This is a genomic window from Blautia marasmi (genome assembly GCF_900258535.1).
Lineage (GTDB): Bacteria > Bacillota > Clostridia > Lachnospirales > Lachnospiraceae > Blautia > Blautia hominis.
In genome coordinates this window covers 5,030,420-5,056,010 of sequence record NZ_OIWX01000001.1, presented here as the reverse complement: position 1 = coordinate 5,056,010, position 25,591 = coordinate 5,030,420, and the positions used below count along the sequence as shown (strand labels likewise).

The window sequence follows — 25,591 nt, the reverse complement described above, 5'->3', positions numbered from 1 at the left end:
CATGAAAGGATATATCCACTCCCTGGAGAGTTTCGGGACCGTGGACGGACCGGGTGTCCGCTATGTTGTATTTTTCCAGGGCTGTCCCATGCGCTGCCTGTACTGCCACAATCCCGATACCTGGAAGCCGGGGGAAGGCACCCTCATGGATACGGAGGAGATCATCGCATCTATGGACCGGAACCGTGCCTTTTATGCCACAGGCGGACTGACCGCCACCGGAGGGGAGCCTCTTTTACAGCTTCCCTTCCTGACAGAACTGTTTGAAAAGGCCAAAGCCCAGGGTATCCACACCTGTCTGGATACCTCCGGCGTCACATTCCGGGCAGACAGTCCGGATTATCTAAAAAAGGCAGAGCGGCTTTTAAAAGCTACCGATCTGGTGATGCTGGACCTTAAGCATATCCGGGAAGATGAGCACAAAAGCCTGACTGGACATTCCAACAAAAACATTCTGGATTTTGCCAGGTATCTGGACACCCACCAGGTTCCTCTCTGGGTCCGCCATGTAGCTGTACCGGGTATTACCTTTGACCGGGACTCTCTATTTTCCCTGGGTATTTTTCTCGGTTCCCTAAAAAATCTAAAAGCCGTGGAAGTGCTCCCCTATCATTCCATGGGAAAAGTCAAATACGATAACCTGGGACTTCAATATCCTTTGTGTGACACGAGACAGCTCACAAAAGAAGAGGCCCGGACAGCTTACGAGATCATTCTGGACGGAATAGAAAATGTAACCCATACAAGGTTCCTCTCTCATTACACCTGACGCTGCGCCTGCCGGAGAAATTAAAATCCGGCAGGCCTTTTTAGTTACGGTTCACAGACCACTGTACCGGGAGGCGTTTTCATGCCGGAAGCATGAAAATCCCGAGGCAGGCAGCGCGATATGGGGCAGAATGTCCATATCTGTGCATCCCGAAGCGTGTTACCGGACACGGAGTGAACAGCAGCCTTTTTTATTCTTTTCTCTTTCGACAGCTCTCGACATTCTTTTAAGATTGTATTATACTTTGATACAAAGCTGCATTTTCACCTCATCAGGAAAACTCCCGCTTAATATAAGCGGTGAGTGTGACTGGCCTATGCAGAACAGGGGGATTTTTATTATGAAACTAAGTATGTGGATGATCGCCAACAGGCTCAAGCCGCTGAATCCGGAATCTCAGATCAGTGACAACACGCCTGCTGTTTTAAAAAGCGCCCGACGTGCCTATGCTACCAACTGTGTTTATGTGTTTCCAAGCGGAAATGATGTGATCTGCCAATGGGAAAATGACATCATCAAACTAAAAGACATACAATTTGACGAAGCATTTGAAATTATCCAGGGTATTTTTGATTTCTATGAGGATTGGGATGCTTCTATAACTGCCGCTGCCGAACAGTGTGATTATCAGAAGATCCTGGATGAGAGCTGGCACTGCTTTCACAATCCTATGGTCCTTCTTGATGCCAACTGCAATGTTCTGGCATACAGCAGACAGTATAAGGAGGTCTATGTGGATGAGGAGTGGGCGCATCTTATGGAATATGGCTGCAGTTCCATTGACAGCATCCGTTTCATGCGGCGTGACTGCACAGACCAGAATTTCTTTAACCAGGGTGCCACCAAATACCATTTTGACCGGAAGGCCCTCTCTGACTGCCTCTCCTCCTTTATCTATTATGACCATGCACAGTGCGGACGCATCACTTTGGTGGAGCGGAACCGGAGACTGAACCACGGGGACTGCCAGCTTCTGGACCGCATCACACGGCTTCTGGCTGTTTCCATGGGGAAAACGGGTCCCGCGGCCCCTCCGGACAGTGACCACTACAGTGTTTTCCGTGATTTGATCAAGGGAATACCGGTCGGTAACAGAGAACTTGACCGACAATTGGAAGTCAATGACTGGTCCACAGAGGATACCTACGGTCTCTGGGTCTTTCACGGGGAGAACGGGGTTCTGGAAGAACAGGTACTTCTTCTGGCTGCCCATATGATATCCCAACAGCTTCCCCACTGTGAGATCTTCTGTCTGGACGGCGGCGTGGTGCTTCTCTATAATGAAAAGAAAGAGACTAGCGATACCTTGAAGCACCGTCTGAGCCGGCTTGTCCGCCACAACCACATGGCCGCAGGCATCAGTCTTCCGGCCTGTTTTTTAAAAGATCTCCGGTTTCACTACAAACAGGCGCTCTTTGCCCTGGAAGAAAGGCAGCCTGACAAACATTATTATGATTTTTATCCCAGGGCCATTGATTATATTATCAAAAACAGTACCCCTGATGTTCTCCTGGCAGCCTGCCATCCGGACATCCTCCGGTTCCACCGTCTGGATCTGAAGCAGCCCACGGACCGGGTGCGCACCATGGAAGCTTACCTGAACAATGAGCGTTCTCTTCTGCACACCTCAGAGGAATTGTTTGTCCACAGGAATACACTGGTATACCGGATCAAAAAGATGACGGAGGAACTCAGCTGCAATCTGGAGGAAGGCTATACCCGGGATTATATGAAGCTCTCCATCCGTATCTTAAAACTCTTTGGGTAAATTTTCACACCGCATATCTGCCGGCATTTTTGCAGGAGTCTGTATCTTTTTCTATACAGGCTCCTGCAATTTTTTAAGTTTTTTATACATATCTGCTATTTTTCTTTTACAGTACGAATAATCTACCTCTTTTTGATAAAAATTCGTATTTTCCAACCGTAGTTTTTCTTTTCCCACTTTCTTATAATCTATGTATAGTAGTTGCACGGCAATTCTGCACAACTTTCAAACAGTAGCTGCAGAAAAACGATTTTGCTGTACTTTCCGGAAAAATGCGAAACCAACTGTCCACAACACAAAAATAAGAGAGCGAAAAGAAAAAGGAGGATCTGCATATGAGCACTTCTAAAAACCAGGTTGGCCTCAAAGAGACCATAGCCATATTATCTCTTTATTTTATATCCATGGGATTCACTGTGGTAACGCCTGCCATGGCGAAACTGGCAGCCGCGTTTCCTGACAATAACTTCTCCCTGATTTCCACCCTGCCTACCCTCTTCGTGGTATTTGCCACCTTATGGGCAGGTACTGTGGCAGGAAAAAAGGTAAAATACCGCACCCTGGCATTGACCGGCTGTATCATCTTCACTGTTTCCGGTACACTTCCCGCCATCGTGGGCGGCTCCTTTGCCTTTATCTTAGTGACACGGGCACTGGTAGGCATCGGCCTCGGCCTTATGGCTCCTCTTGGAAACGCTCTGATCATCGGCCTGTATGAGGGCCAGAAACAGGCGGCTTACCTGGGATACGGCACACTGCTCATGAACGGCGGCGGAATTGTGCTGCAGATGCTTGGCGGCGCACTGGCTGATGTGGGCTGGAAAACCACTTTTTTCGGACACCTTCTGGGAATTATCTCCATCGTATGTCTGATTTTCCTGCCTGAACCGGCAAAAGCGCCAGTTCAGCCTGAAACCAACGGAAAACCGGCGGCAAAAGACAAAATATCACCATTTGTTTATGCCATTGCCATTTTGTTCCTGCTGTTCAATGTACTGAACTATCCTGTAATGCTGAATATGTCTCTGATGTTTGAAATGAAGGGTGCCGGCGGTGCAACCATGGCTGCAACTGCCCTGTCTCTCTATACAGTTGCCGGATGTGTGGCCGGTTTCCTGTTCGGTACTATATTTAAGATGATGAAACGTTTCTGCCTTCCTATTGCCTTCTTCCTTTGGGCCATCGGCGCTTACTGTATCTACATAGGAAAAACTATGGCAGTTATGTCCGCAGGTACTATTTTGATCGGATTTGCATTTTCAGTCATTATGCCTGCTGCTTTCACACTGGTTGGCATGCGCACTCCGCCTTCCACAGTGGCTATCGGAACCTCTATTATCATGGCATTGATGAACCTGGGCGGTTTCCTGAGCAGCTTCTGGCTTTCATTGCTGAAAACCATCTGCGGTGAAAATATTTACTCTCCTCTGCTGGTGGAAACTGTGATCATTGCGGTTCTTGGCGTTGTATTCCTGATCTACAACCCCTTCCCGAAACAGACCGAACAGTAAGACACCCCTTCACAGGAGGAACTTGTATGCTGACCAAAAGAGAAAATTTCCTGGAAACCATCCACGGGGGCAGACCTGACCGTTTTGTCAACCAGTATGAAGCTTTCCGGATACTTTACAATCCTGTTATGATGCACAATCCAATGCCCAATCCCGGAGATTTGGACGTGGTAAACGACTGGGGTGTGGTAAACTCCTGGCCTGCCGGAACACCGGGGCCTTTCCCGGTCCATAAACCGGAAACGATCGTCATCAAGGATATCAAGCACTGGAGAGATGATGTACATGCTCCCAATACGAAATATTCCGATGCGGAATGGGAGCCTTTTGTCAAACAGGCCGAGGAAGTAGACCGTAAGGAATACTTTGCCACGCCCTTTGCTGCTCCCGGACTTTTTGAACAGTGCCATCATCTGGGCGAGATTCAGAATACCCTCATCAATTTTTATGAGGAACCGGAATATATGCATGAGCTGATTGATTATCTGACCGAATTTGAGCTGTCCCTAGCGGAGGAGATCTGTACGCATTTAAAACCGGATGCCCTGTTCCATCACGACGACTGGGGCAGCCAGACTTCCACTTTTCTATCACCGGAAATGTTTGAAGAGTTCTATCTTCCATCCTATAAAAAGATTTATGGGCTGTACAGATCTATGGGTGTGGATGTGATCGTGCACCATTCCGATTCCTATGCAGCCACTCTGGTGCCTTATATGATCGAGATGGGAGTTGACGTATGGCAGGGAGTCATGTGTTCCAACCATATTCCGGATCTGATCGCAGAATACGGAGGAAAAATCTCTTTTATGGGCGGCATAGACAGTGCCAAAGTGGATTATGAAGGCTGGACCAGAGAAGTGATCGCAAGAGAGGTACGCCGTGCCTGTGATGAAAACGGCAGGCTGTATTTCATCCCCAACACTTCACAGGGACTCCCCATGAGCACCTTCTCGGGTGTCTATGAGACAGTAACCGAAGAGATCAATAAATACAGTAAGATAGTTTTTGATCAATACCCATAAAACGGGCGCCCTGCAGTTTTGTCTGCAAGGGCGCCCCTCCTTTTATTCCTGTTGCTCTATATACGCTTTTATAAACTCATAGATCTGGTCCTCTGTAGGCGGACATCCCTTCAGGGAGTGGCGGAAGCATCCGGTACAGCTGCCTATCCCCAATTCACCTGATTTCTTCCGGAACCCCTGCCCGATACAGATTTTTGTCTTCAGTTTTCCGAAAAGCCCTTCCTCCTTCAGTTGATCCAGCGCGGGAATCAGATAGCCATAACAGGCACTGCAGGATTCCACCTCCTCCACAGCATCCTGAAGCTCCACGATTTTTCTCTTAGCAGGCACATGGACAGAATGCTCCTGTTCGTTGCAGGTCCTGAACACCGCCTTTCGGAAGTCCGCGCTCCCCACACCAAGTCCTTCCGCCATTTTTATATACGGAACCTCCTCCGTCTCATAATTGAGCAGATGGCATACATAAGAATCACAGAGCACCGGGTCAGCGGCTGCCAGGATCCTGTCCATCACCACCGGGTTGCCGCCGTCCTCAAAATCCAGGTCCCCGCATATGTTGTCCACCACAATAAAATCCTGGTGCAGCACGGTGTTCAGGTGGGCGATAGGCTTGTGCAGTCCCATAGCATGAAAATGCCGTTTCTCTTTATTGGGGATCAGGCCTTTCATATTCTTCAACGCACAGGTGATCTTTGTCTGACAATGGCCTTTCAGCACAGGCACATTGATAAGAAAATCAAGAGCCAGGGCACTGTCACAGATCTGCAGATCCATTCCTGCACAGTTACAGGAGGTGGTACTGTCCTTCTGGGTATCCAGAAGCTCCACGCCGTATCTCTCTGCCAGCACATCATATCCGCACACCCGGAATGCCTCAGCGGTCCGGTCCCCCACCCAGGAACCCTCCAGGATCACCAGATTTTCATATTTTCTCTCCTGCAGGTATTCCACGATCCCTGCCACCACCTCCGGATGTGTGGTAGCTCCGTAAGAAGCCTCCGTGGGAGATACCAGATTAGGCTTAATTCCAATACGGCATCTCCTGTCCGGTATCCGTGCAGCAAGCTCCGCCTCTGTAAGGAGGCGCTTTGTCATGTCTTTGTGATCTTTTCCATGTATCATCAGAATTTCATTGTCTCTCATTGCCGATCCAGCTCCTTTTTCTCCTGTTTACAGTCATCAAAATAGTACCATATATCCTGCGTATATGCTATACTTGATTTATGGATCTTCCGCGGGAAAGTTACTATTCAGCCTTCCGGCTTCATAGCAGCAAAAGCATGCACAGTTCTGCCCTTCAGGGTACAGACTGCATAAACCGCAGTCCGGCCCGGTTGTCACCGGATGGCTCTGCAGCTTCAGGCCCGCGGTATGCAAATACAATAAGAGAAAAGGATCGTATCGCTATGTACGAAGAATTGTATGAACCTCTTCCCCAGAAAGAGCCCTATCTAAAGCGTCTGGGACTTGCCGCGGTGCCTGCGGCTGACAAAAAAAATCTGGATCTTCTCATTTATTCGCACCAGCTCCATATTCCCTTTGAGGATTTGGATGTATGTGAATTTAAAAGGACCGCCTCCTTAAGCATCTCCTCCCTGTACGAAAAAGTCATACTGAGAAAAAGGGGCGGATACTGCTATGAATTGAATGCCCTGTTCGCCTCACTGCTCACTGCCTGCGGTTATGAAGTCACACCGTGTATGTCCAGGATCTTGAGAGAATGTGATGACGAGTTTGTTCCTCCCATCTCCCACCGCATCAACCTTGTCAAAATGGACGGACAGCAGTATTTCTGCGACGTGGGATACGGCGGCCCCATGCCGGCCGGCGCTCTGCCTCTCCTTGACGGCTGGGAGGAGCGTATACAGGGACAGACCTTCCGGCTTGAGCAGGTGGATGCTTTTTGGTGGAATCTTCTCTACCGCTCCAAAGATACTTTTTCCACTGTTATGCGTTTTTCCCCGGTTCCCTGTGAGCCTGTTGATTTTGTGGCTTTAAATGCCTTTGCCTCCACCCACGAACACTCCGTCTTTCCACGTCTTCGCATGGTGAATCTGCGGACACTTCAGGGAAGCGTCTCTCTGATTGGGGATACCTTCACCCTCTCGGAAAATGGGAATAAAACCGTCCGACAGATCACAGAGGAAGAATTCCTGCCTATATTGGAACAGTATTTTCATCTCTGCATCTCCTGACTACGTCAAAGATTCCCCGGCTGCCGGATTTTATAAGGCCGCCGGAGGATTCTTCTGTTTTGGCCGTCACCCCCCGGCCGCCCCTTTCCCTGTCTGCTTAACCATAGCCCAGCGATGCTCCTCCAAAAAAAAGAGGAGTTTTATTTCCGCCTCATATCCCCCTTCTTCTATCCTACAAATATACTCCAGTGTGGGGATGCCATTATAATGCTTTTCTTCTCTGCTCATGACATGGATATGGCGGATGGTGTGGATCTGCCCCTCCTCATCCTGGTATTTTAAAAGCTGCAGACTGGTATCCCCTCTGCTGGTGAACCAGCAGCCCACAGCAATATTCTCCTGTTCTCCCCGGATACTTCCCGCATCGGCTTTCTCCATATGAATGTCTGTGCCAAATGCCATAAACTCCTCTCCTTTCAGTGGTCGCAGCGGTAACGCTTCTCCCTGGATATCCCGCCGCTCATATGGTCAATAGGCGAATCAAGGAACGCGGCCCGCTTTACCGCATCCATGCCATACCGCCTGCGTATGGTGTCCACAGCCCGGTCCAGCCGCTCCAGTTTTCCGTAATCCCTTGTGTCAAAAAGTTCCATCTGCCGCATGGCATCCCAGTCCCGGATCCTGCCTGTGTGTATACCCAGATGCCGGACAGGACATCCATCCCATAGTTCCAGAAAAAGCCTGCAGGCATGGCGGTGCAGTTCCTCCGTAATATTCGTGGGAGCCGGAAGCCTGCACTGATGGGAGGACGTCCTGAAAAGGTAGTCCTTGACACTCACAGAAAGCACTTCCGCCTTCTTCCCATCCTTTCTGAGCCTGGCTCCCACTGTTTCCGCCAGGGCCAGCAGCACCAGAGAGGCCTGGGAGGATGTGGTCACATCTACGGGAATGGTGGTGGAATTTCCATATCCTTTGTTCGGCGGCGGCACAGCCTCCACCAGGGAAAAATCTCTCCCATTGGCAAAATTCCAGATAAGCTCCCCTTGTTTCTTCATATGCCTTCTCAGGATCTCCACATCTGTCTGTGCCAAATCCCCGATTGTGTAAATACCCAGATCATAAAGTTTTTTCGCCGAAGCCCTCCCCACAAAAAACAGCTCCTTGACCGGAAGGGGCCACAGCTTTTGCGGAATTTCATTTACAAAGAGTGTATGGGTCCTGTCCGGCTTTTTGAAATCCGAAGCCATCTTTGCCAGCAGCTTGTTTTCTGATATGCCGATATTGACTGTAAACCCCAGTTCCTCCCCAATCCTCTGGCGGATGGTATCTGCCGCCTGTATCGGAGGGCCAAAAAGTTTCTCTGTTCCGCTCATATCCATATAAGCCTCATCAATGGAATACTGTTCCACATCCGGAGAATATTCTCTTAAAAGCTTTAAAAGGGCCCGGGAACTTCTGTCATACAGGCTGTAGTCCGGAGGCACGATCGTGAGAGGCCCGTATTTTTGCCGAGCCTCCCAGACAGAATCCCCGGTACGGATACCATATGCTTTTGCGGGCATGGATTTTGCCAGGATAATCCCTTGTCTCTGGTTCACATCCCCTCCCACTGCGGAAGGGATATCCCGCAGATCCAGAGTCTCACCTCTGTATTTTCTCCTGTATACTGCCTCCCAGGACAGATAAGCAGAATTCACATCCACATGAAATATGATCTTCTCCATTTTTATCACCTCATTACATTCTATTCCTGTATAAATTATATCAGAACATATGTTCTTTTTTAAATAGGTGATTCATGGAAAAAGGACCTGCTACTGCAGGTCCAGTGTCTGTTGTTCATATTCTGTACTTTTATCCAGCATAACCGGCGTCTGTCCAAGGATAGCCTCTGCTTTCTGTCTGCTGAAAATCCAGTCCCGGATCTGCCGTTCCTCCAGGATCAAAGGCATTCGGTCGTGAATCCGGCTCATAGAGTCATTTGCCTCAGTGGTCAGGATCACAAACCGCTCCTCCTCCCCATACTGATCGTAAATGCCGGCCAAATATAATATTCTGCCGTCAGGTCTTGTAAAGGTATATTTTTCTTTCTTCTTATTCCACTCATAGAAGTTTTTGGCCGGGATCACACATCTGCGGAGAAGAAGACTGTCGCGAAAGGTTCTCTTCTCCAGTGCCGTCTCCTGCCTTGCATTAAAGATCACACGGCTCTTCTCAAACCCGGGGAATCCCCAGGCAAGTTCCTCGCCGCACAGTTCCCCGGCCCTTCCTGTAACCACCGGTGCGCTCTGGGAGGGAAATACATCCCGGCTATGATCTTCCAGCAGTTTTTTATCAATCTGGCGCACCAGTTTTTCCATTTCTCTGATCGTATCCTCATCAATATAGTATCTGCCGCACATAAGGCCCTCCTGTCCATTTCCATTCCTCTTGATCTCCCGTGCGAAAAGGAGATGCGATCACTCGCATCTCCCCCGTTCTCACACCTCTGTAAAGGTATATCTCTCCTTTACGCCGTTGGTCACAACTTCATACACAACGGAACCATCCTCACGCTCTGTCTTTTCACAGGTAGAAACTTTGCTGGTCATACCTTCCATGTAAACATCCAGGTCATCGGCATCCACTTCTTTGATCTGGGAATCCGGATGTCCGTCACACAGGTTATAGATCTCATGAATCAGTTCATAATGTTTCATACACAATACCTCCTTGTATTCACCGGTTTTTATATCTTTATTATAAACGAATTTCCTGATTTTTACAAAGCTTCTTTTTTATTTTTCAGTTTTTTTAGTTTTTCCGTTATTTTTATAAGTCTTTGTAACGGTAAAGGAGCTGAACACTTACGAATGTTCTTTCTTCCACCGGAGCACAGACTCCAAACGCTCCTTGACGTTCTTCTCCTCCCCCTGTTCTGTGGGATGATAATAACGCCTGTCCTTCAGCGAATCCGGCATACACTGCATGGTACTTAATTTTTCCTGCGTATCATGGGCATAAACATAGCCCTGCCCATAATCCAGTTCCTTCATAAGCTTTGTGGGCGCATTGCGAAGCTGTAAGGGTACCGGTTCCGCTCTCTTATTCTTCACGTCTTCCTTGCATTGCTCACAAGCTGCATATAAGGCATTGGATTTGGGCGCCATGGCAAGATATGTGACCACATGCGTCAAATGCACATCACATTCCGGCATTCCCAGAAAATGACATGCCTGATAAGCCGCCACTGCCACCTGCAGGGCATGGCTGTCCGCCATTCCGATATCTTCACTGGCAAAACGTATCAACCTTCTGGCAATGTAAAGGGGGTTTTCCCCACCCTCCAGCATCCGGCACATCCAGTAAATAGCTGCATCCGGGTCACTGTTCCGCATGGATTTGTGCAGGGCAGATATGAGGTTGTAATGCTCCTCCCCCGTTTTATCGTATAACAGGGACTTTCTGCTTATACACTGCTCCATCCCTTCCCTGGTCACTGTAATGCCCTCTGTGGTGATCTCTCCGTTCAAAACTGCCATTTCCAGGGTATTGAGAGCGGTTCTGGCATCACCGTTGGCAAAAGCTGCAATCGCTGTGAGCTGTTCCTCTGAGATATCCACGTTCTGACCGCCGAACCCTGCCGGATTCTCCAGGGCATGTTTTAAAAGCTTCACCAAATCCTTTTCCTCCAAGGCCTTCAGCACAAAAACCTTGCACCTTGACAGCAGAGCCGCATTGATCTCAAAAGAAGGGTTCTCCGTGGTAGCTCCAATGAGTGTGATACTGCCCTTTTCCACATAGGGAAGAAACGCATCCTGCTGGGCTTTGTTGAAACGGTGAATCTCGTCCACAAATAAAACCGTGCGTATCCCCATCCGCCTGCCGGTCTCCGCATGGCTCATGACGTCTTTGATCTCCTTGATCCCGCTGGTCACGGCACTGAAATTAATAAAATCAGCTTTTGTTCTGCCTGCAATGATACTTGCCAAAGTGGTCTTTCCCACGCCCGGAGGTCCCCAGAAGATCATGGATGAGATCTGGTCCCGCTCAATAAGCTGGCGCAGCATCTTCCCCTTCCCCAGGAGATGTTCCTGCCCTGCAAAATCTTCCAGGCACTCCGGCCGCAGCCGGCTGGCAAGAGGAGCGCTCTGTCCCCTGTCATCAAACAATGTCATCTGTTCCATATCCGTACCTCCCACCTGTACACGAACCTATATGACTCTATTTATCATTTTACCAAACATCAGTTTGGTTGGCAATCTTTTTGTTTCCTAACCACTTGACAAATTTTCCATAGCACTGTATAACATAAGTTATATAACAATCGTAATATTAGAGGAAAAAAGATGCCAAAACAAAAGATCACAAAAAAAATGATCCTGGATGCTGCCTTTACCCTTCTGCGCACACAGGGACATGAAGCTGTGAATGCCAGGAGCATTGCCACCCAGGCCGGCTGTTCCGTACAGCCTATCTATAGCTGCTATGCCAATATGTCGGAGCTTATGCAGGATTTATTTCTGTATACACAGCAATATTTGACTGCATATATAGAAAAAAATGCGGACAAAAGCTATTATTTTGCGTCTATCGGACGATGCCATATTAGATTGGCCAGAGATGAAAAACATCTGTTCTGCTTCCTGTTCTTATCGAAATATATGTATGTCAGCAGCGTGGAAGGTATTTACAGGCAATGTGCAAGGCAGGATGTCACCAAGGATATCATGAAAACCTTATCGGTCAGTGAAGCGGCCGCCAAGCGGCTTTATCTGCATATGATGCTGTACACACACGGCATCGCTTCCATGATAGCTACCGGGGCTGCGGATATTCCGGATGAGGAAATCCATGAACTGGTCAACTCCGCATTCTATGCATTTCTTGATCAGATAAAGGAGGAAAAACTGAAATGAAATTGATCATCCATGATTTGGCCGAAGATACCCTTAGGAGGGTCCTTCCGCAAATTCCTGCTGAGGATATGGTGATAACGGATAACGAAAGCATACACCCCTGTATCGGATGTTTCGGATGCTGGCTGAAGACACCCGGCGTCTGTATCATCAAGGACACCTATGGGCAGATGGGAAAAAACATTGCAATGTGCAGTGAGATGCTGATCATCAGCCAATGCGTTTACGGCAGTTACAGCCCCTTTGTCAAAAATGTTCTGGACAGGAGTATCCCCTATATTCATCCATATTTTACTGTCAAAAACGGAGAAATGCATCACCGGCAGCGGTATAAAAGAGACTTTGACTTGAAGGTCATTTTCTACGGAAATGATATCACGCCCAAAGAAAAAGAAACCGCGGAAAAATTAGTGAAGGCAAATGCAGTCAACTTTTACTCTACGGTGGAGTCCGTCACGTTCCTGGATTCCATTCAAGAAATGGAGGCATTAAAACTATGAAAATATCCCTGATCAACGGAAGTCCCAAGGTGAAGGACAGCGCATCCGGCCTGATATTAAAAGAGCTGCAGACCCTGCTTTCCCCTGAGCATGAAATAGTAAATCTGCATTTCACAAAGAAACAGCCATGCAAAAATGATTTGGAACTTCTGCAGGACTGCGATGTGATGGTCTTTGCATTTCCTCTCTATGTAGATTCTCTTCCTTCACACCTGTTATCATGCCTGATTTCGTTGGAGGAATATCTGAAAAACGCCGCCTTTTCTCAAACCTGTACGGTCTATGCCATGGCAAACTGTGGATTTTACGAAGGACATCAAAATACACTTGCCCTGGATATCGTGAAAGCCTGGTGTGCCAGAGCCGGTGTTATCTGGGGCGGCGGCCTTGGGATCGGTGCAGGAGGAATGCTTCCCATGATAAGCGGTATAACTGCCGGACAGGGACCTAAAAAGAACCTTTCCAGTGCACTGTATACACTGTCGGATTGGATTTCCCATAAGGAAACCGGAGAAAATATATGCTTTTCCCCTAATTTCCCCAGGATTTTATATAAGCTGGCAGGCGAGATGGGCTGGCGGCAGGCAGTGAAAAATAATGGACTGTCCCGCCGGGACTTATGGAATAAACAAGTCTGATTCCGTAAGGTTCCTCAGCTCCTCAGTATTTTATCCATTGCCTTTCCTTTGGCAAGCTCGTCTATCAGTTTATCCAGATATCTGATATCCTGCATCAGCGGTTCTTCGATGTCCTCCACTCTGACACCGCATATTGTGCCTTTGATCAGCTTTCTCTTTGGATTCATTTGAGGTGCGTTTTCAAAAAAACCGGCGTAGGTTACAGTCTTTTCAGCCATGGTCTCAATCTCGCTTTGACTGTAACCTGTAAGCCAGCGGATGATTTCATCCACTTCGGCTTTTTCTCTTCCTTTTTTTAATGCTTTGTTCACAAGAAGCTGGTAAATCTTTGGAAAGCTCATCTGATATACCTTATCATTATTCATACACACCGTCTCCTTTTCACTCACATAACGCGGTCTCCTCTGGCATTTCAGCCATATTAGTTACTGTACACTCCGTGTCCAGTAACACGCTTCGCGATGCACAGATATGGAGCATTCTGCCCCATATCGCGCTGGCTGCCTCGGGATTTTCATGCTTTCAGCATGAAAACGCCTCCCGGTACAGTGGCCTGTGTACAATAACCCATATTATACTATCCATTCACAAGAAATACCATACCCATTGACAGGCCCTCCGCAAATTTTTATAATACTTGTAATGACAAAGCGCTGCACAACGCGGCGGGAAAGAAGGAAAAATGAAGACACTCTCCATAGGTAAATCCGATTTGCATTCTCCGTATATTGCCATGGGAACCTGGGCCATCGGCGGCGGTACCTGGTGGGGCGAGAACGATGACGCCCTCTCTGTCCGTACGATCGAGGAGGCCATGGACCATGGCATTTGCTGGTTCGATACAGCTCCTGTCTACGGCATAGGCCACAGCGAAGAGATTGTGGGCAAGGCCCTGAAAGGAAAGCGGAGTAAAGTTCTGCTCTCCACCAAATGCGGTCTGGAATGGGATTACGAAACGCCCTGCTTCCACAAAGTCATGGAAGGCCGCAATGTGTACCGGGATTTATCCCCCAAAGGCATCCGTAAGAATCTGGAGGACAGCCTGCGCCGTCTGCAGACAGATTATATTGATATCTACTACACACATTGGCAGTCACCTGATTTTTCCCTCTACCCTCTGGAAGAGACCGTGGGGGTGCTGATGGATCTGAAAAAAGAAGGCAAGATCCGTGCGGTGGGAGCCTCCAATGTAAATGCGGACATCATCCGCCAATACTGCCGCCTGGGACAGCTTGATGTCATCCAGGAAAAGTACAGCATTGCGGACACCCGGATTGCTCAAGAGCTGGTTCCCGTATGCGAAGAATACCAGGTATCCATTCAGGCCTATTCTCCGCTGGAGCAGGGACTGCTGACCGGAAAAGTAACCATGGAGACTGTGCTCTCCCCTACGGATGTGCGGAACAAAAACCGATTCTGGAAAACGGAAAACCGCAGACAGCTTGTGGATATGCTGAGAGAATGGACACCTCTCACGGAAAAATACCACTGCTCCCTTGCCAGTCTGGTCATCTGTTATACTGCCTCCACCATCAGCGATCTGAACATCCTGTGCGGCGCCAGGAGGCCGGAACAGATTCTGGATAATGCCAGAGCGCTGGAACTTCATCTGCAGGATGAGGATATCAGCCGCATGACAGCCCAGCTTGAAAAGGTGCGCAGTCATCTCCTTTAACGAGAAGGATACAGACAATCATCTCCCCTGATGGTTGTCTGTTTTTTATTCAAGACAATCAAACGTTCGCGAAGTGTGTTCTCTGTCATTACCGAAAACAGGTCTTGGAAACCACTCTGAAAATATCGGTAAAATATCTCAGAATCCCCTTGACATTCATCTACTATAATTGTAGAATACAATTAACAACTACATTTGTAGAATTTTAGATATCTACCCATACATATCCGCCTGTTTCCGGGCGTGTTTGCCACTCGCATTCGGCAGTCTGTACCGATTGCCGGAAAGAATTTATACTACAGAGAACTATGGTCCTGTCTGCTTTTTTAAGGGGGTTTTGTATATGCAGAATTTTATCATCAATATACTTAGAATTAATATTTTTGCAGCGGTATGTATTTTTATCACTGTGGTCATCGCCAGATTTTTAGGGCGAAGATATTCCGCCCGGTGGAAATGCGCCATATGGCTCCTGCTGTCTGTTGTCCTCCTCTTTCCTGTAAATCTGACAGGGAGGACTGCACTTGTGCAGATGGAAGTTCCCCTTCCCAAGCCACAAAACACAGGTCTTTTTGACCGGGGGAACAAGACCTCCGCAGCAGACAATGCGGCTGTCCAATCTTCAGACCAGCCGTCCTTGTACCCTCCTGCAGATTCCCAGCAGCTGGGAGCAGCGGCAAATTCGCAGCAGCTGGCGTCATCGGAGGGTTCGCAGCAATTGACGCCATCGGAAGATTCGGGGCAATTGACGTCATCGGAAGGTTCACAGCAATTGACATCATCGGAAGGTTCACAGCAATTAACGCCATCGGAAGGTTCGCAGCAATTAACCCCATCGGAAGGTTCGCAGCAATTGACGTCACCAACAGGTTCGGGGCAATTGGCGTCACCGGTTTCCGGCAGCGCATGGACTCCTGATATTTTTCAGATCATCACTGTTATATGGCTGTCCACAGCACTGCTTCTCTTTCTCTTCCGCATGTTCACTTATTTTGCAGCTCTCAAAAAGCTGAAACGCTGGAGTTCACCTATGCGGGATGAGATCACACTGGACCTTTACCGTTCTAGGTGCAGACTGCTGGATATCAGCAAAAAGCCGCGCCTATTAGAAAACAGCAGCTTGTCCACACCTTTGCTGGCAGGTTTTACGGACACTTGTCTGTACCTGCCCAAAGAGGATTATTCTCCGCAGGAACTCGACTTTATCTTCCGCCATGAACTGTGCCATTACCGGCGCAGAGACCTGTGGTTTAAAGGCCTGCTGTTTCTGGTGCGCAGTCTGTACTGGTTCAATCCCGCCCTCTCTTTTATGCAGAGAGAGGCAGAGAAAGATTTGGAATTCACCTGTGATGAGCATGTGATCCGGGAATTCCCCCAGACCTCCCGCCTTCGGTACAATGAACTTCTTCTGAGGACCGCTGCTCACTCTGACAAAAACCTTTCCCGTCTGACCGCCGGGCTCAATGACAGTGTTTCCGGTTTCAAAGAAAGGGTACATAATGTAATGGAAGCCGGCAGACGAAAAAAAGGCCGTATTCCCGCTCTGTTTCTTATTCTGGTTTTTTTAAGCTCCGTGCTTTTTATTGGCTGTTCCCTGAAACCCGATGATACGTCTTCCCAAACCTCATCTGCCACGGAGCAGACCCGGCAGGAGGATGCTTTTGATTCTTCCTACGGCAGTACAAAAAAAGACAGCACGGTATCCCGGGACGAACCCGCAGAAAAAAAGGAAAACCTTTCCGAAACAAAAAGTGAGCCGGTGAAGATACCATTAAAGACAGAAGTCCCTCAAGATCAGGAACCTAAAAAAACAGAACCCGAAAATGCAGAGATCAAAACAGAACCAACCCCCGACGAATTCGTGATATTTGACAGCAACACCAAAGTGCTTACCCAGCAGGACACAGCAAACCTGTCCGAGGAAGAACTGATGTATGCCAGAAATGAAATCTATGCCCGCCACGGATATATTTTTACTGACCCTGCTATCAAAGGCTATTTTGAAAGCAAATCCTGGTATAAACCACAGTACACCCAAGACCAGTTTTCTGACTCACTTTTTAATACCACGGAAGTACAAAACATACAATTTCTGCTGTCACAGGAAAATGCCCAAGATGGTCCGGCCGTTTATCAGGGGGACGGATACTCGTTCCAATATCCGGCAGAATGGCAGGATAAACTTGTCTTTGAACCCACCGAGGTTGGAGTCGCAGGTGTTTTAAAAGAACAATACGAACTGCGTCAGAGCGGACAGTCTGAAAGATTTGGTAATATATTTACAATCTTTAAACGCGAACAGCCTGATGATAATCCTGATTTTCAATATCTGGGGCAGGGTCCTGACGGAATGTATTACTACTTTTATATCGCACAGGGTGTTACGCATGAAGAAACACAGGAGATGAACGATGCATACAGCAGACTTGATTTTTCCTGGGAAAGAGCACAGATCATTCCGAATACCTTTACCTTCAATTAACCTATCATCCCCGTCTGATCCGCAAACTAAGTAACGCACATCTGCCAACAAGCAATTACGCCCCGCCTGATGGTATCCGGCAATGAGAATGCACACGGTGCTCTCTCACTGCGGATATCAACAGACAGGGCGTTTCTGTCCATAAGCTATGCCGTTTCCTCGGCAAAGTTTCCTGTATACAACTGGTAATACTTACCTTTCTCCTCCATGAGCTGGTCATGGGTTCCTCTTTCGATGATCCTTCCCTGCTCCAGAACCATAATGCAGTCAGAATTCCGCACCGTTGAAAGCCGGTGGGCGATAACAAAAGTGGTCCTTCCCTTCATCAGTCTGTCCATGCCCTGCTGCACCAGGGTTTCTGTCCTGGTATCAATGGAGGATGTCGCCTCATCCAGGATCAGCACCGGCGGATCAGCCACCGCGGCTCTTGCAATAGCCAGAAGCTGCCTCTGTCCCTGGCTTAAGTTGGAACCATCCCCGGTAAGCATAGTGTCATACCCGTCCGGGAGACGGCGGATGAATCCGTCTGCATTTGCCAGCTTTGCGGCTGCCCTGCACTCTTCATCGTCAGCGTTCAGCCGGCCGTAACGGATATTTTCCATAACGGTTCCGGTGAACAGATGCGTATCCTGGAGCACCATGCCCAGAGAACGGCGCAGGTCTGATTTTCTGATCTTATTGATATTGATATTGTCATATCTGATCTTTCCGTCCTGAATATCATAGAAACGGTTGATCAGGTTTGTGATCGTGGTCTTGCCCGCACCGGTACTTCCCACAAACGCTATTTTCTGTCCAGGTGTGGCAAACAGTTTTATATTATGGAGCACGATCTTGTCGTCATTATATCCAAAGTCCACATCATGGAAGGTAACATCCCCCTCCAGCCTCTGATACGTGACGGTTCCATCCGCTTTATGGGGATGTCTCCAAGCCCACATTCCTGTCCTGTCTTTACTTTCCCCAAGGCTTCCGTCCGGCTGTTCTTTTGCATTGACCAGCTCTACATAGCCATTGTCCACTTCAGGCTCCGCGTCCAGAAGCTTGAAGACACGGTTCGCACCTGCCATAGCCATGACAATACTGTTCATCTGCTGGCTGATCTGGGTAACAGGCTGGGTAAAGTTCTTATTCAGTGTCAGGAAAGACACCAGGGTCCCGAGCGTCAAACCTCCCAATCCCTTCAAAGCCAGAACCGCTCCCAGCACAGCACAGAGCACGTAGCTGATATTGCCCAGGTTGCTGTTCACAGGCATCATGATATTGGCAAAAGTGTTGGCCTTATCGGCACTGTCGCGAAGCTTCTCATTCAGTTTCCTGAAGTCCTCCACACTCTTCTCTTCATGACAGAACACTTTTACTACCTTCTGTCCTTCCATCATCTCCTCTATATAACCGTTTACCTGGCCCAGGTTTTTCTGCTGTTCTCCAAAATATCTGCCGGACCTAGCACTTAATTTCTTAGTGACCACCATCATGATGCCTATCATCACCAGTGTCATAAGTGTCAGCGGAACATCCAGGACGATCATGCTGACAAATGTGATCACAATGGTCACTGCCGAATTTACCACCTGCGGAATACTCTGGCTGATCAGCTGGCGGAGTGTATCCACGTCATTGGTGTAAACAGACATAATATCCCCGTGTGCGTGTGTATCAAAAAACTTGATCGGCAGGGATTCCATATGTGTAAACAGATCCACGCGCAGGTACCTGAGAGTCCCCTGGCTGATGTATACCATGATCCTGTTGTAGGCAAACGCGCACAATACACCTACTGCATAAATCCCAACAAGTGTAAGCAGTGCCTTTTTAAGAGGCCCGAAATCAGGATCCGACATTTTCGTCATAGGAATAATATAATCGTCGATCAATTTCTGCATAAACAGGGTTCCGCACAAGGTAGCCAGCGCTGTAGCCACAATACAGACCACCACCACAGCGAAAAGCCCTTTGTAATTTTTCATCATGTATCCCAGCGTCCGTTTCAGGACCTTTCCCGCATTGTCTACTTTTGGTCTGGGTCCATGGGCATTCATGCCCGGGCCTTTTACCGCTTTTACATTTTCTGCCATTATGCTGCACCTCCTGTCTTATTTCCGGTCTGGTCAAAATCACCGCCGCCCTTAATCTGGGTGTCATAAATTTCTTTGTAGATCTTATTGGTGGCAAGCAGGTTTTCGTGCGTGTCAAAACCGTTCACCCTGCCCTCATCCAGGACCAGGATCCTGTCTGCATCCTGCACACTGGAAATCCTCTGCGCAATGATAAGCTTGGTGGTTCCCGGGATGGCCTTTGTGAAGGCGCTTCTGATCTTCGCGTCCGTTGCAGTATCCACGGCACTGGTGGAATCATCCAAGATCAGCACCTTAGGTTTCTTCAGCAGCGCCCTTGCAATACACAGCCTCTGCTTCTGCCCTCCGGACACATTGGTTCCTCCCTGTTCAATATAGGTCTCATATTTGTCAGGGAACTGTTCGATAAATTCATCCGCGCAGGCCTGGCGGCATGCCTCCACACACTCCTCTTTGGCAGCCTGCTCATTTCCCCATCTCAGGTTCTCCAGTATAGTTCCTGAAAAGAGGACATTTTTCTGCAGCACCACAGCAACCTGATTTCTCAGTTCCTCCATATCATAACTTCTCACATCTTTGCCGCCTACGGCCACAGAACCTTCCGTCACATCATACAGACGGCTTATGAGGCTCACAAGACTTGACTTTCCGCACCCGGTCCCCCCAATGATCCCTATTGTCTCTCCTGCCCTGATATGCAGGTCAATATCTGTCAGGGTCGCCTTCCCGCTGCCGTGTTTGTAAGAAAAATCCACATGGTTAAAATCAATCCGGCCATCCGGTATGATCTTATCCGGATTCTTGGGATTGACCAGATCAGCCTCTTCATTCAGAACCTCGGCTATACGTCTTCCGCTTGCCGCGCTCATGGTAACCATGACAAATATCATGGAGAGCATCATCAGAGACATGAGGATTCCCATAATATAGCTGAACATGGAAGTCAGCTCACCTGTTGTCAAATCCCCCACAACAATAAACTTTGCTCCGAACCAGGAAAGTGCAATGACACAGAAATAGATAACAAACATCATCACAGGACCATTCAGGGAGAGCAGCTTCTCCGCTTTTACAAAGAGGCGGTACAGATTTCCTGCCGCTTTTGTAAATTTCTCATTCTCGTAATCTTCCCGCACATAGGCTTTGACTACCCGGATGGCTGATACATTTTCCTGGACACTGGCATTCAGCTCATCATATTTTTTGAACACAACATCAAAGATCTTCGTAGTCCTGCTCATGACAAAGATCAAAACTACGGCCAGGACCACAATGGCAGCCACAAAGATCAGGCTCAGCCTGGCGTTAATGAAAAAGCACATGAACATACTGCAGATCAAGGTAAACGGTGCGCGGACCGCAATCCTTAAAATCATCTGATACGCATTCTGTACATTGGTAACATCTGTTGTCATACGGGTTACCAGACCTGCGGTACTGTATTTGTCAATATTAGAAAAAGAAAAGGTCTGTATATTGTCGTACATAGCTTCCCTCAGATTACAGGCCAGACCTGAGGATGCGCTTGCCGCATAACGGCCTGCCAGAACTCCGAAAAGCAGACTGAGCATGGCAAATACCAGCATAACGGTACCGTACTGATACACCTTTCCTATATTGCCAGCCTCAATCCCCTCATCAATAATGGCCGCTGTGATAAATGGGATCAAAACCTCCATCACCACCTCCAGGGCGGCATAAAGCGGTGTCAGCAGGGAAGCCTTCTTATATTGCTTCACCTGCGAGAGTAATGTCTTAATCATGTTGTAAGCCTCCTGTTCCTTGTTGCTTTAAATTTTTTAACATCCTTCCCAGCAATTCTGTGAGAAGAAGCTTTTCCCCCTCGGTAAATCCCTGATACATACAGCCTTCCAGGTCTCTGAATCCCTGTTCTATCTCACCCTTTAACTCATCCGCCTTCTTTGTCAGATGGATATGCTTCAGCCTCTCATCCAATGAATCAGAGGCAAAGCTTATGTATCCTCCGTTCTTCAGTTTTTTCAGGAGAGATGACACATTTGCCTTTGACAAGCCCAGGGATATATGAAGGTCTCTGGCACAGATATCCTGTTCCTCATGGTCTGTCAGATATCCCAGAACATTACACTGGGAAGCAGACATCCCGTGCTTTACCATCATGGCATTGCCGATGGACTCCATAGCCAGATTCAGCTTTTTCAGCAGACGCATCACATTTTCATCCTTTTCCTTCTGCATATTTTTTCTCCTTATCTGAAACAAGTTTGTAACTATTCAGCAGGTCTGCACATCCGTCGGGCTTACCATGGAAAGTATTCCAAAGCCGGGCAGAAAGCCCATCGTCCAAGGCGATCCGCATGGTTTCTGCCTGTAACTGAGGGTACTGAACCGTTACACAAGTTCGATTACAGACTGTTTCCTTACAAACTAGTTTTACACCCATTTTCCTTGAATGTGAATTAGAAAAATGTTATCATTAATAAAGAATATTAATCAATATCCTTATTCTATTTTTATTATATATAGAAAACGTGTGTGGAAAGGAGCATTTATGAATACCGTTCAATTGGAATGTTATATGGCGGTGGCCGAGAATTTGAATTTTGCCAGAGCTGCCGAACAGCTTCACATTACACAGCCTGCCGTTACCCATCAAATCAATTCCCTGGAAGCAGAGCTGGATGTAAAACTGTTCAGACGGACCACCCGAACAGTGGAACTGACCGCCCCAGGCTGGGTCTTTTGGGGATATGCTAAGGACATCCTGGCAAAGACAGCCCAGGCAAAAAACAGACTTGCCGGGCACTTTGAAGATCAGATACAGCCTTTTGTCATCGGATGCCACAGCCCCTTTGAGCTGACCCTGCTCCCGGAGGTACTGCGGCAGCTTGCAAAAGACTATCCTCAGGTGCACCCTGAGATCAAGATGGTCCCTTTCCAGGCCCTGAGAAACCTTCTGCAGGAGGAAACCCTGGATGTGATGCTGGGATTCGGTGAGGAAAAAGAAAAGAAAAAAACAGGTACTTATGTGGAGCTGGCCAGAGCACCGGTTGTCTGTGTGGCTGCCCGCGGCCATGCTCTGGCAGAAAAAAGCGCTGTCACTTTGGAGGAACTGCACCAGGGCCGCCTGATTCTGTGCGATCCCCACAAATCCTCCCCCGTGATCACAGAAATGCAGGGAAGGCTCATCAGCACCCGCCCTCCCTCCCGGATGTTCTTTAGTGAGAATATAGAATGCGCACTGACCTTTGTAAAGGCCGGCCTTGGCTTTACTATTTTACCGGATATGCCCCTTATGCGCAGTGATGAGCTGTGTTATATTCCCGTAAAAAACACAGCACCGGCCTCCTTTGGGCTTTATTACAAAACCCTCCAGAACAATCCGGTGCTGCGCAGCTTTATACGAATCATAAAAGATTATTCACAACAACTGAAATGACAGAACGATTCAGCCCAGATCACCTGCTGCCTTTATTTTTACCCGGTTGGTGTTTCCCGGATAGTAGGCAAGAGGAACATCCTCCATATCAATGATCTCCACCGTCTCCTCTATGGCGCCAGCCTCCACTGCCATAGCTATGGCCTCTTTTCTGGCCCCGGCCAGGGCCTCCTCCCTTGGAACCACATCAAAATCCATGAGTTTTTCATAAGTTCCGCTTACTTTGGAGATCGCAGAGCCAATGGCATTGGCTGTCCGGGCATGTTCCGGGTTCACACTGCGGCTGGTACCCTCCAGCTCTTTTGGAAGAATGATGGAACCGCCGCCCACCATGATAACTTCCACATCCTGGCTGGAAACCTTCATGGCGTCAATCCCTTCCTCCACCATTGCTTTTATTACGCCCATGGCTTTTTCTGCAAAATCCAGGTCTATATGGGACACCTTCTCCCTGTCTCCGATCTGCACCATTCCCAGGCGGACAGCAATGTCCGTGGCAGTCACCACATCGCCGCCGAACACAAGGGCTTTCTCCGTAATGCGGTATCCCACACTGTCAGGCCCCACCGTCACTGTACCGTCCTCTCTCTCATGTACCACAGAACCGCCTCCAAGTCCGATGGAAAACACATCCGGCATACGGAAATTGGTGCGCACACCGCCAATGGTCACAGCAACGCTGGATTCCCGCGGGAATCCGTTCTGGATGACACCCAGGTCTGTTGTGGTGCCGCCCACATCGATCACCACTGCATTCTGGATCTTGCTCAGATAGCTGGCACCCCGGATAGAGTTGGTTGGCCCGCAGGCCACTGTGAGGATCGGATACTTTTTCGCATATTCCATTGTCATCAGCGTACCGTCGTTCTGGGACAGATAAAGCGCCGCATTGGTCACGCCCTCCTCTTTCAGACTTCTGGAAAACCCATCTGTAAACCGCTCCGCAACCCGGCAGAGTGCCGCGTTTAAAATAGTGGCATTTTCCCTCTCAATAAGCCCCATAGAACCAATCTCACTAGATATGGAAATACGGACATCCGGCCCCATAATCTCCCTGCAGATCTCTGCGGCGCGCAGTTCATGATCACCCCGCACCGTGGAGAACACACAGGAAATGGCTACAGACTCCACCTTTCCTTTTATTTCCCGGAAAAATCCTGCTGCAGCCTCCTCATCAAGAGGAGCCAGTTCTTTTCCGTCATATTCAAATCCGCCGCCGATGACAGCCACCGCCTTTGCAATGCTCCGGATATCCTCCGCCCAGTCCACCATGGGCGGAATTCCCAGCGTGGCTGGTGCGCCGATACGCAGAACGCCGATGTCAGCCAGTTGTCTGCGCTCCACAATCGCATTGGTACACTGGGTAGTCCCCAGCATAGCCATGGAAATCTCCTCCTTATTCACACCCGAAGCTTGTAAGACCTCACGCACCGCACATACGATGCCGTCATAAATATCCTCTGAAGTGGGGTGTTTTATCTCTGCTTTTATCTGTAAATGCTCATCCATCAGAACCGCATCCGTATTGGTCCCGCCTACGTCAATTCCCAGCTTATACATCTGTGCGTCCTCCTTTGCAGCGTTCTTCCAGTGGTATGTAATCCGTATCGCAGCCAAAGTACCGCGGTCCCACCAGCTCCAGTCCGGCCTGGCTTCTCCACATCTCAAAACATTTGAGGCCAACCAGCATAACTCTCTTGCCGTATTTAAGGGCATCCGTAGTGACAGGGACAAATGTTTCCGTATCTACAAGGCAGATAAGGTCCGGCACAGTAGCCAGGATCTCTCCGTCCACCACGGCTGTCAGGTTCTCATTCTGGAATTCCACATAGGCCTGTTTCCCCCTGTATTCCCCAATACCTTCCAGACATACTTTTCCAAAATTGAACGCCCCTCTTGTCTCCCGGAGCACATCCCCGATCTTCCCTTTAAAAAGCCTGTATCCCTCTGAACAGTTCAGAAAATTTTCTTCCGGTGTTCCCTGCTCCATATCTTTTACGCCGCGGATCGCCTCCCCCAGTTTCTGGCTTCTGGTGACTATATTTTTCACAGCATATTTTTTCATCTCTGCACCGCTCATGCAGTACAGCGCAACGGAAACCGAACCGCCGCAGCTCATGGTCACTGACCGGGCCAGCTCCTCTGTCCATTTGTTGGTTATTGTGTTGAAAATAGCAGAATTTCCTTTTTCATCCGTGAGGGCCATAGGGCTGGCACTCATACCGCCCATGGTAAAGGTCACCATCTGCAGTTCGGGAAATGCCCGCCCCATGCCATCCGCGTCCACCATGGGAAGCCCCATTCTCGCGGAAGCGGCAATAGGGAGCATACTGTTCACACCGCCTGCCTCAATGGGCATAAAAGCATAGACTTCTTTTCCAAAGAACTTGGAGACCATATCATAGAGCACCTGATACTCTTTTCCGCCGATTCCCTTTTCCCCCAGAATCGTGGGGGCCCCCATCATGGCGATGGGCACTATCAGCGCATCATCCGGCACTTCCCCGGGGTCTAAAAGTGTGACCGGGCCGCATTCCCTGACAGCCCCCATAGCCACCAGCTTGCCTATATAGGGGTCTCCGCCGCCGCCTGCACCAAGAAGGGCTGCTCCCAGAGCAATATCCTCGATTTCTTTTGATCCTATTTTTCTCAAAATTCCATCTCCAATCCGGCAGCACAAAAAATTCCGGGCTG

23 protein-coding genes are annotated in these 25,591 nt (G+C 48.7%); 11 read left to right on the top strand and 12 right to left on the bottom strand.

The annotated features are described in order from the left end of the window. Position 1: 1 nt before the first annotated feature. From pflA to C6P39_RS22075, 4 genes are all read left to right on the top strand, one after another. Positions 2 to 769: a pyruvate formate-lyase-activating protein gene (pflA, locus tag C6P39_RS22090; protein ID WP_095175812.1), complete on the top strand. Its 768-nt coding sequence runs from the start codon at positions 2 to 4 to the stop codon at positions 767 to 769. Positions 770 to 1,109: 340 nt separating this feature from the next. After that, complete coding sequence (locus C6P39_RS22085) at positions 1,110 to 2,537, top strand: PucR family transcriptional regulator (RefSeq protein ID WP_158661667.1); 1,428 nt, start codon at positions 1,110 to 1,112, stop codon at positions 2,535 to 2,537. A 335-nt stretch (positions 2,538 to 2,872) separates the two neighbouring features. Beyond that, entirely contained in the window at positions 2,873 to 4,048 is a 1,176-nt protein-coding gene (locus C6P39_RS22080) for an MFS transporter (protein ID WP_104805211.1), read from the top strand. Between the two features lie 26 nt (positions 4,049 to 4,074). Continuing rightward, on the top strand, positions 4,075 to 5,073 hold the full coding sequence (locus C6P39_RS22075) for a uroporphyrinogen decarboxylase family protein (RefSeq protein WP_095175809.1): 999 nt from the start codon (positions 4,075 to 4,077) through the stop codon (positions 5,071 to 5,073). A 42-nt stretch (positions 5,074 to 5,115) separates the two neighbouring features. Here C6P39_RS22075 and C6P39_RS22070 read toward each other — a convergent pair whose 3' ends face one another. After that, positions 5,116 to 6,216, bottom strand: coding sequence for a DUF362 domain-containing protein (locus C6P39_RS22070; RefSeq protein WP_104805210.1), 1,101 nt, complete (start codon positions 6,214 to 6,216; stop codon positions 5,116 to 5,118). Between the two features lie 263 nt (positions 6,217 to 6,479). Between C6P39_RS22070 and C6P39_RS22065 the strand changes: the two genes are divergently transcribed. Next, positions 6,480 to 7,268, top strand: coding sequence for an arylamine N-acetyltransferase family protein (locus tag C6P39_RS22065; protein WP_158661666.1), 789 nt, complete (start codon positions 6,480 to 6,482; stop codon positions 7,266 to 7,268). Between the two features lie 66 nt (positions 7,269 to 7,334). Here C6P39_RS22065 and C6P39_RS22060 read toward each other — a convergent pair whose 3' ends face one another. The 5 genes from C6P39_RS22060 to C6P39_RS22040 form a co-directional block, all read right to left on the bottom strand. Then, on the bottom strand, positions 7,335 to 7,670 hold the full coding sequence (locus C6P39_RS22060; RefSeq protein WP_095175806.1) for a hypothetical protein: 336 nt from the start codon (positions 7,668 to 7,670) through the stop codon (positions 7,335 to 7,337). A gap of 14 nt (positions 7,671 to 7,684) precedes the next feature. After that, on the bottom strand, positions 7,685 to 8,932 hold the full coding sequence (locus C6P39_RS22055; protein WP_207657147.1) for a DNA polymerase Y family protein: 1,248 nt from the start codon (positions 8,930 to 8,932) through the stop codon (positions 7,685 to 7,687). 90 nt (positions 8,933 to 9,022) lie between these two features. After that, complete coding sequence (locus C6P39_RS22050) at positions 9,023 to 9,610, bottom strand: SOS response-associated peptidase (RefSeq protein WP_095175805.1); 588 nt, start codon at positions 9,608 to 9,610, stop codon at positions 9,023 to 9,025. Between the two features lie 78 nt (positions 9,611 to 9,688). Further along, a complete protein-coding gene (locus C6P39_RS22045; RefSeq protein ID WP_095175804.1) occupies positions 9,689 to 9,907 on the bottom strand; it encodes an acyl-ACP--UDP-N- acetylglucosamine O-acyltransferase in 219 nt (72 codons plus the stop codon). A 147-nt stretch (positions 9,908 to 10,054) separates the two neighbouring features. Further along, the gene (locus tag C6P39_RS22040; RefSeq protein ID WP_095175803.1) at positions 10,055 to 11,374 is read right to left on the bottom strand and encodes a replication-associated recombination protein A; all 1,320 of its coding nucleotides are present in this window, start codon (positions 11,372 to 11,374) and stop codon (positions 10,055 to 10,057) included. Positions 11,375 to 11,536: 162 nt separating this feature from the next. Between C6P39_RS22040 and C6P39_RS22035 the strand changes: the two genes are divergently transcribed. Genes C6P39_RS22035 through C6P39_RS22025 form a run of 3 tightly spaced genes read left to right on the top strand, consistent with a single transcriptional unit; the run spans position 11,537 to position 13,244 of the window. Next, the gene (locus C6P39_RS22035) at positions 11,537 to 12,106 is read left to right on the top strand and encodes a TetR/AcrR family transcriptional regulator (protein ID WP_095175802.1); all 570 of its coding nucleotides are present in this window, start codon (positions 11,537 to 11,539) and stop codon (positions 12,104 to 12,106) included. Next, positions 12,103 to 12,606 (top strand): flavodoxin family protein, encoded by a 504-nt coding sequence (locus tag C6P39_RS22030; protein ID WP_104805208.1) that lies wholly within the window; start codon positions 12,103 to 12,105, stop codon positions 12,604 to 12,606. Before C6P39_RS22035 ends, C6P39_RS22030 begins: the two co-directional genes overlap by 4 nt. After that, positions 12,603 to 13,244: a hypothetical protein gene (locus tag C6P39_RS22025; protein ID WP_095175800.1), complete on the top strand. Its 642-nt coding sequence runs from the start codon at positions 12,603 to 12,605 to the stop codon at positions 13,242 to 13,244. Before C6P39_RS22030 ends, C6P39_RS22025 begins: the two co-directional genes overlap by 4 nt. Positions 13,245 to 13,258: 14 nt before the next feature. On the opposite strand, the gene C6P39_RS22020 is transcribed toward C6P39_RS22025, so the two are convergent. Further along, the gene (locus C6P39_RS22020; RefSeq protein WP_095175799.1) at positions 13,259 to 13,609 is read right to left on the bottom strand and encodes a DUF2200 domain-containing protein; all 351 of its coding nucleotides are present in this window, start codon (positions 13,607 to 13,609) and stop codon (positions 13,259 to 13,261) included. A gap of 317 nt (positions 13,610 to 13,926) precedes the next feature. On the opposite strand from C6P39_RS22020, the gene C6P39_RS22015 reads away from it, so the two are divergent. Both C6P39_RS22015 and C6P39_RS22010 read left to right on the top strand, forming a co-directional pair. Next, complete coding sequence (locus C6P39_RS22015; protein ID WP_104805207.1) at positions 13,927 to 14,919, top strand: aldo/keto reductase; 993 nt, start codon at positions 13,927 to 13,929, stop codon at positions 14,917 to 14,919. A 343-nt stretch (positions 14,920 to 15,262) separates the two neighbouring features. After that, positions 15,263 to 17,401, top strand: coding sequence for a M56 family metallopeptidase (locus tag C6P39_RS22010; protein WP_104805206.1), 2,139 nt, complete (start codon positions 15,263 to 15,265; stop codon positions 17,399 to 17,401). A 146-nt stretch (positions 17,402 to 17,547) separates the two neighbouring features. On the opposite strand, the gene C6P39_RS22005 is transcribed toward C6P39_RS22010, so the two are convergent. Genes C6P39_RS22005 through C6P39_RS21995 form a run of 3 tightly spaced genes read right to left on the bottom strand, consistent with a single transcriptional unit; the run spans position 17,548 to position 21,696 of the window. Further along, positions 17,548 to 19,479 carry an ABC transporter ATP-binding protein gene (locus C6P39_RS22005; protein WP_104805205.1) on the bottom strand — a complete coding sequence of 644 codons (1,932 nt, stop codon included), beginning with the start codon at positions 19,477 to 19,479 and terminating at the stop codon, positions 17,548 to 17,550. After that, positions 19,479 to 21,242: an ABC transporter ATP-binding protein gene (locus C6P39_RS22000; protein WP_104805204.1), complete on the bottom strand. Its 1,764-nt coding sequence runs from the start codon at positions 21,240 to 21,242 to the stop codon at positions 19,479 to 19,481. Before C6P39_RS22000 ends, C6P39_RS22005 begins: the two co-directional genes overlap by 1 nt. Further along, positions 21,235 to 21,696 (bottom strand): MarR family winged helix-turn-helix transcriptional regulator, encoded by a 462-nt coding sequence (locus C6P39_RS21995; RefSeq protein ID WP_104805203.1) that lies wholly within the window; start codon positions 21,694 to 21,696, stop codon positions 21,235 to 21,237. The genes C6P39_RS22000 and C6P39_RS21995 overlap by 8 nt, the downstream gene beginning before the upstream one ends. Positions 21,697 to 22,009: 313 nt before the next feature. Between C6P39_RS21995 and C6P39_RS21990 the strand changes: the two genes are divergently transcribed. After that, entirely contained in the window at positions 22,010 to 22,897 is an 888-nt protein-coding gene (locus C6P39_RS21990; RefSeq protein WP_158661665.1) for a LysR family transcriptional regulator, read from the top strand. Positions 22,898 to 22,906: 9 nt separating this feature from the next. On the opposite strand, the gene C6P39_RS21985 is transcribed toward C6P39_RS21990, so the two are convergent. Beyond that, positions 22,907 to 24,457 (bottom strand): hydantoinase/oxoprolinase N-terminal domain-containing protein, encoded by a 1,551-nt coding sequence (locus tag C6P39_RS21985; protein WP_104805201.1) that lies wholly within the window; start codon positions 24,455 to 24,457, stop codon positions 22,907 to 22,909. After that, complete coding sequence (locus C6P39_RS21980; RefSeq protein WP_104805200.1) at positions 24,450 to 25,550, bottom strand: DUF917 domain-containing protein; 1,101 nt, start codon at positions 25,548 to 25,550, stop codon at positions 24,450 to 24,452. Before C6P39_RS21980 ends, C6P39_RS21985 begins: the two co-directional genes overlap by 8 nt. Positions 25,551 to 25,591: the final 41 nt, after the last annotated feature.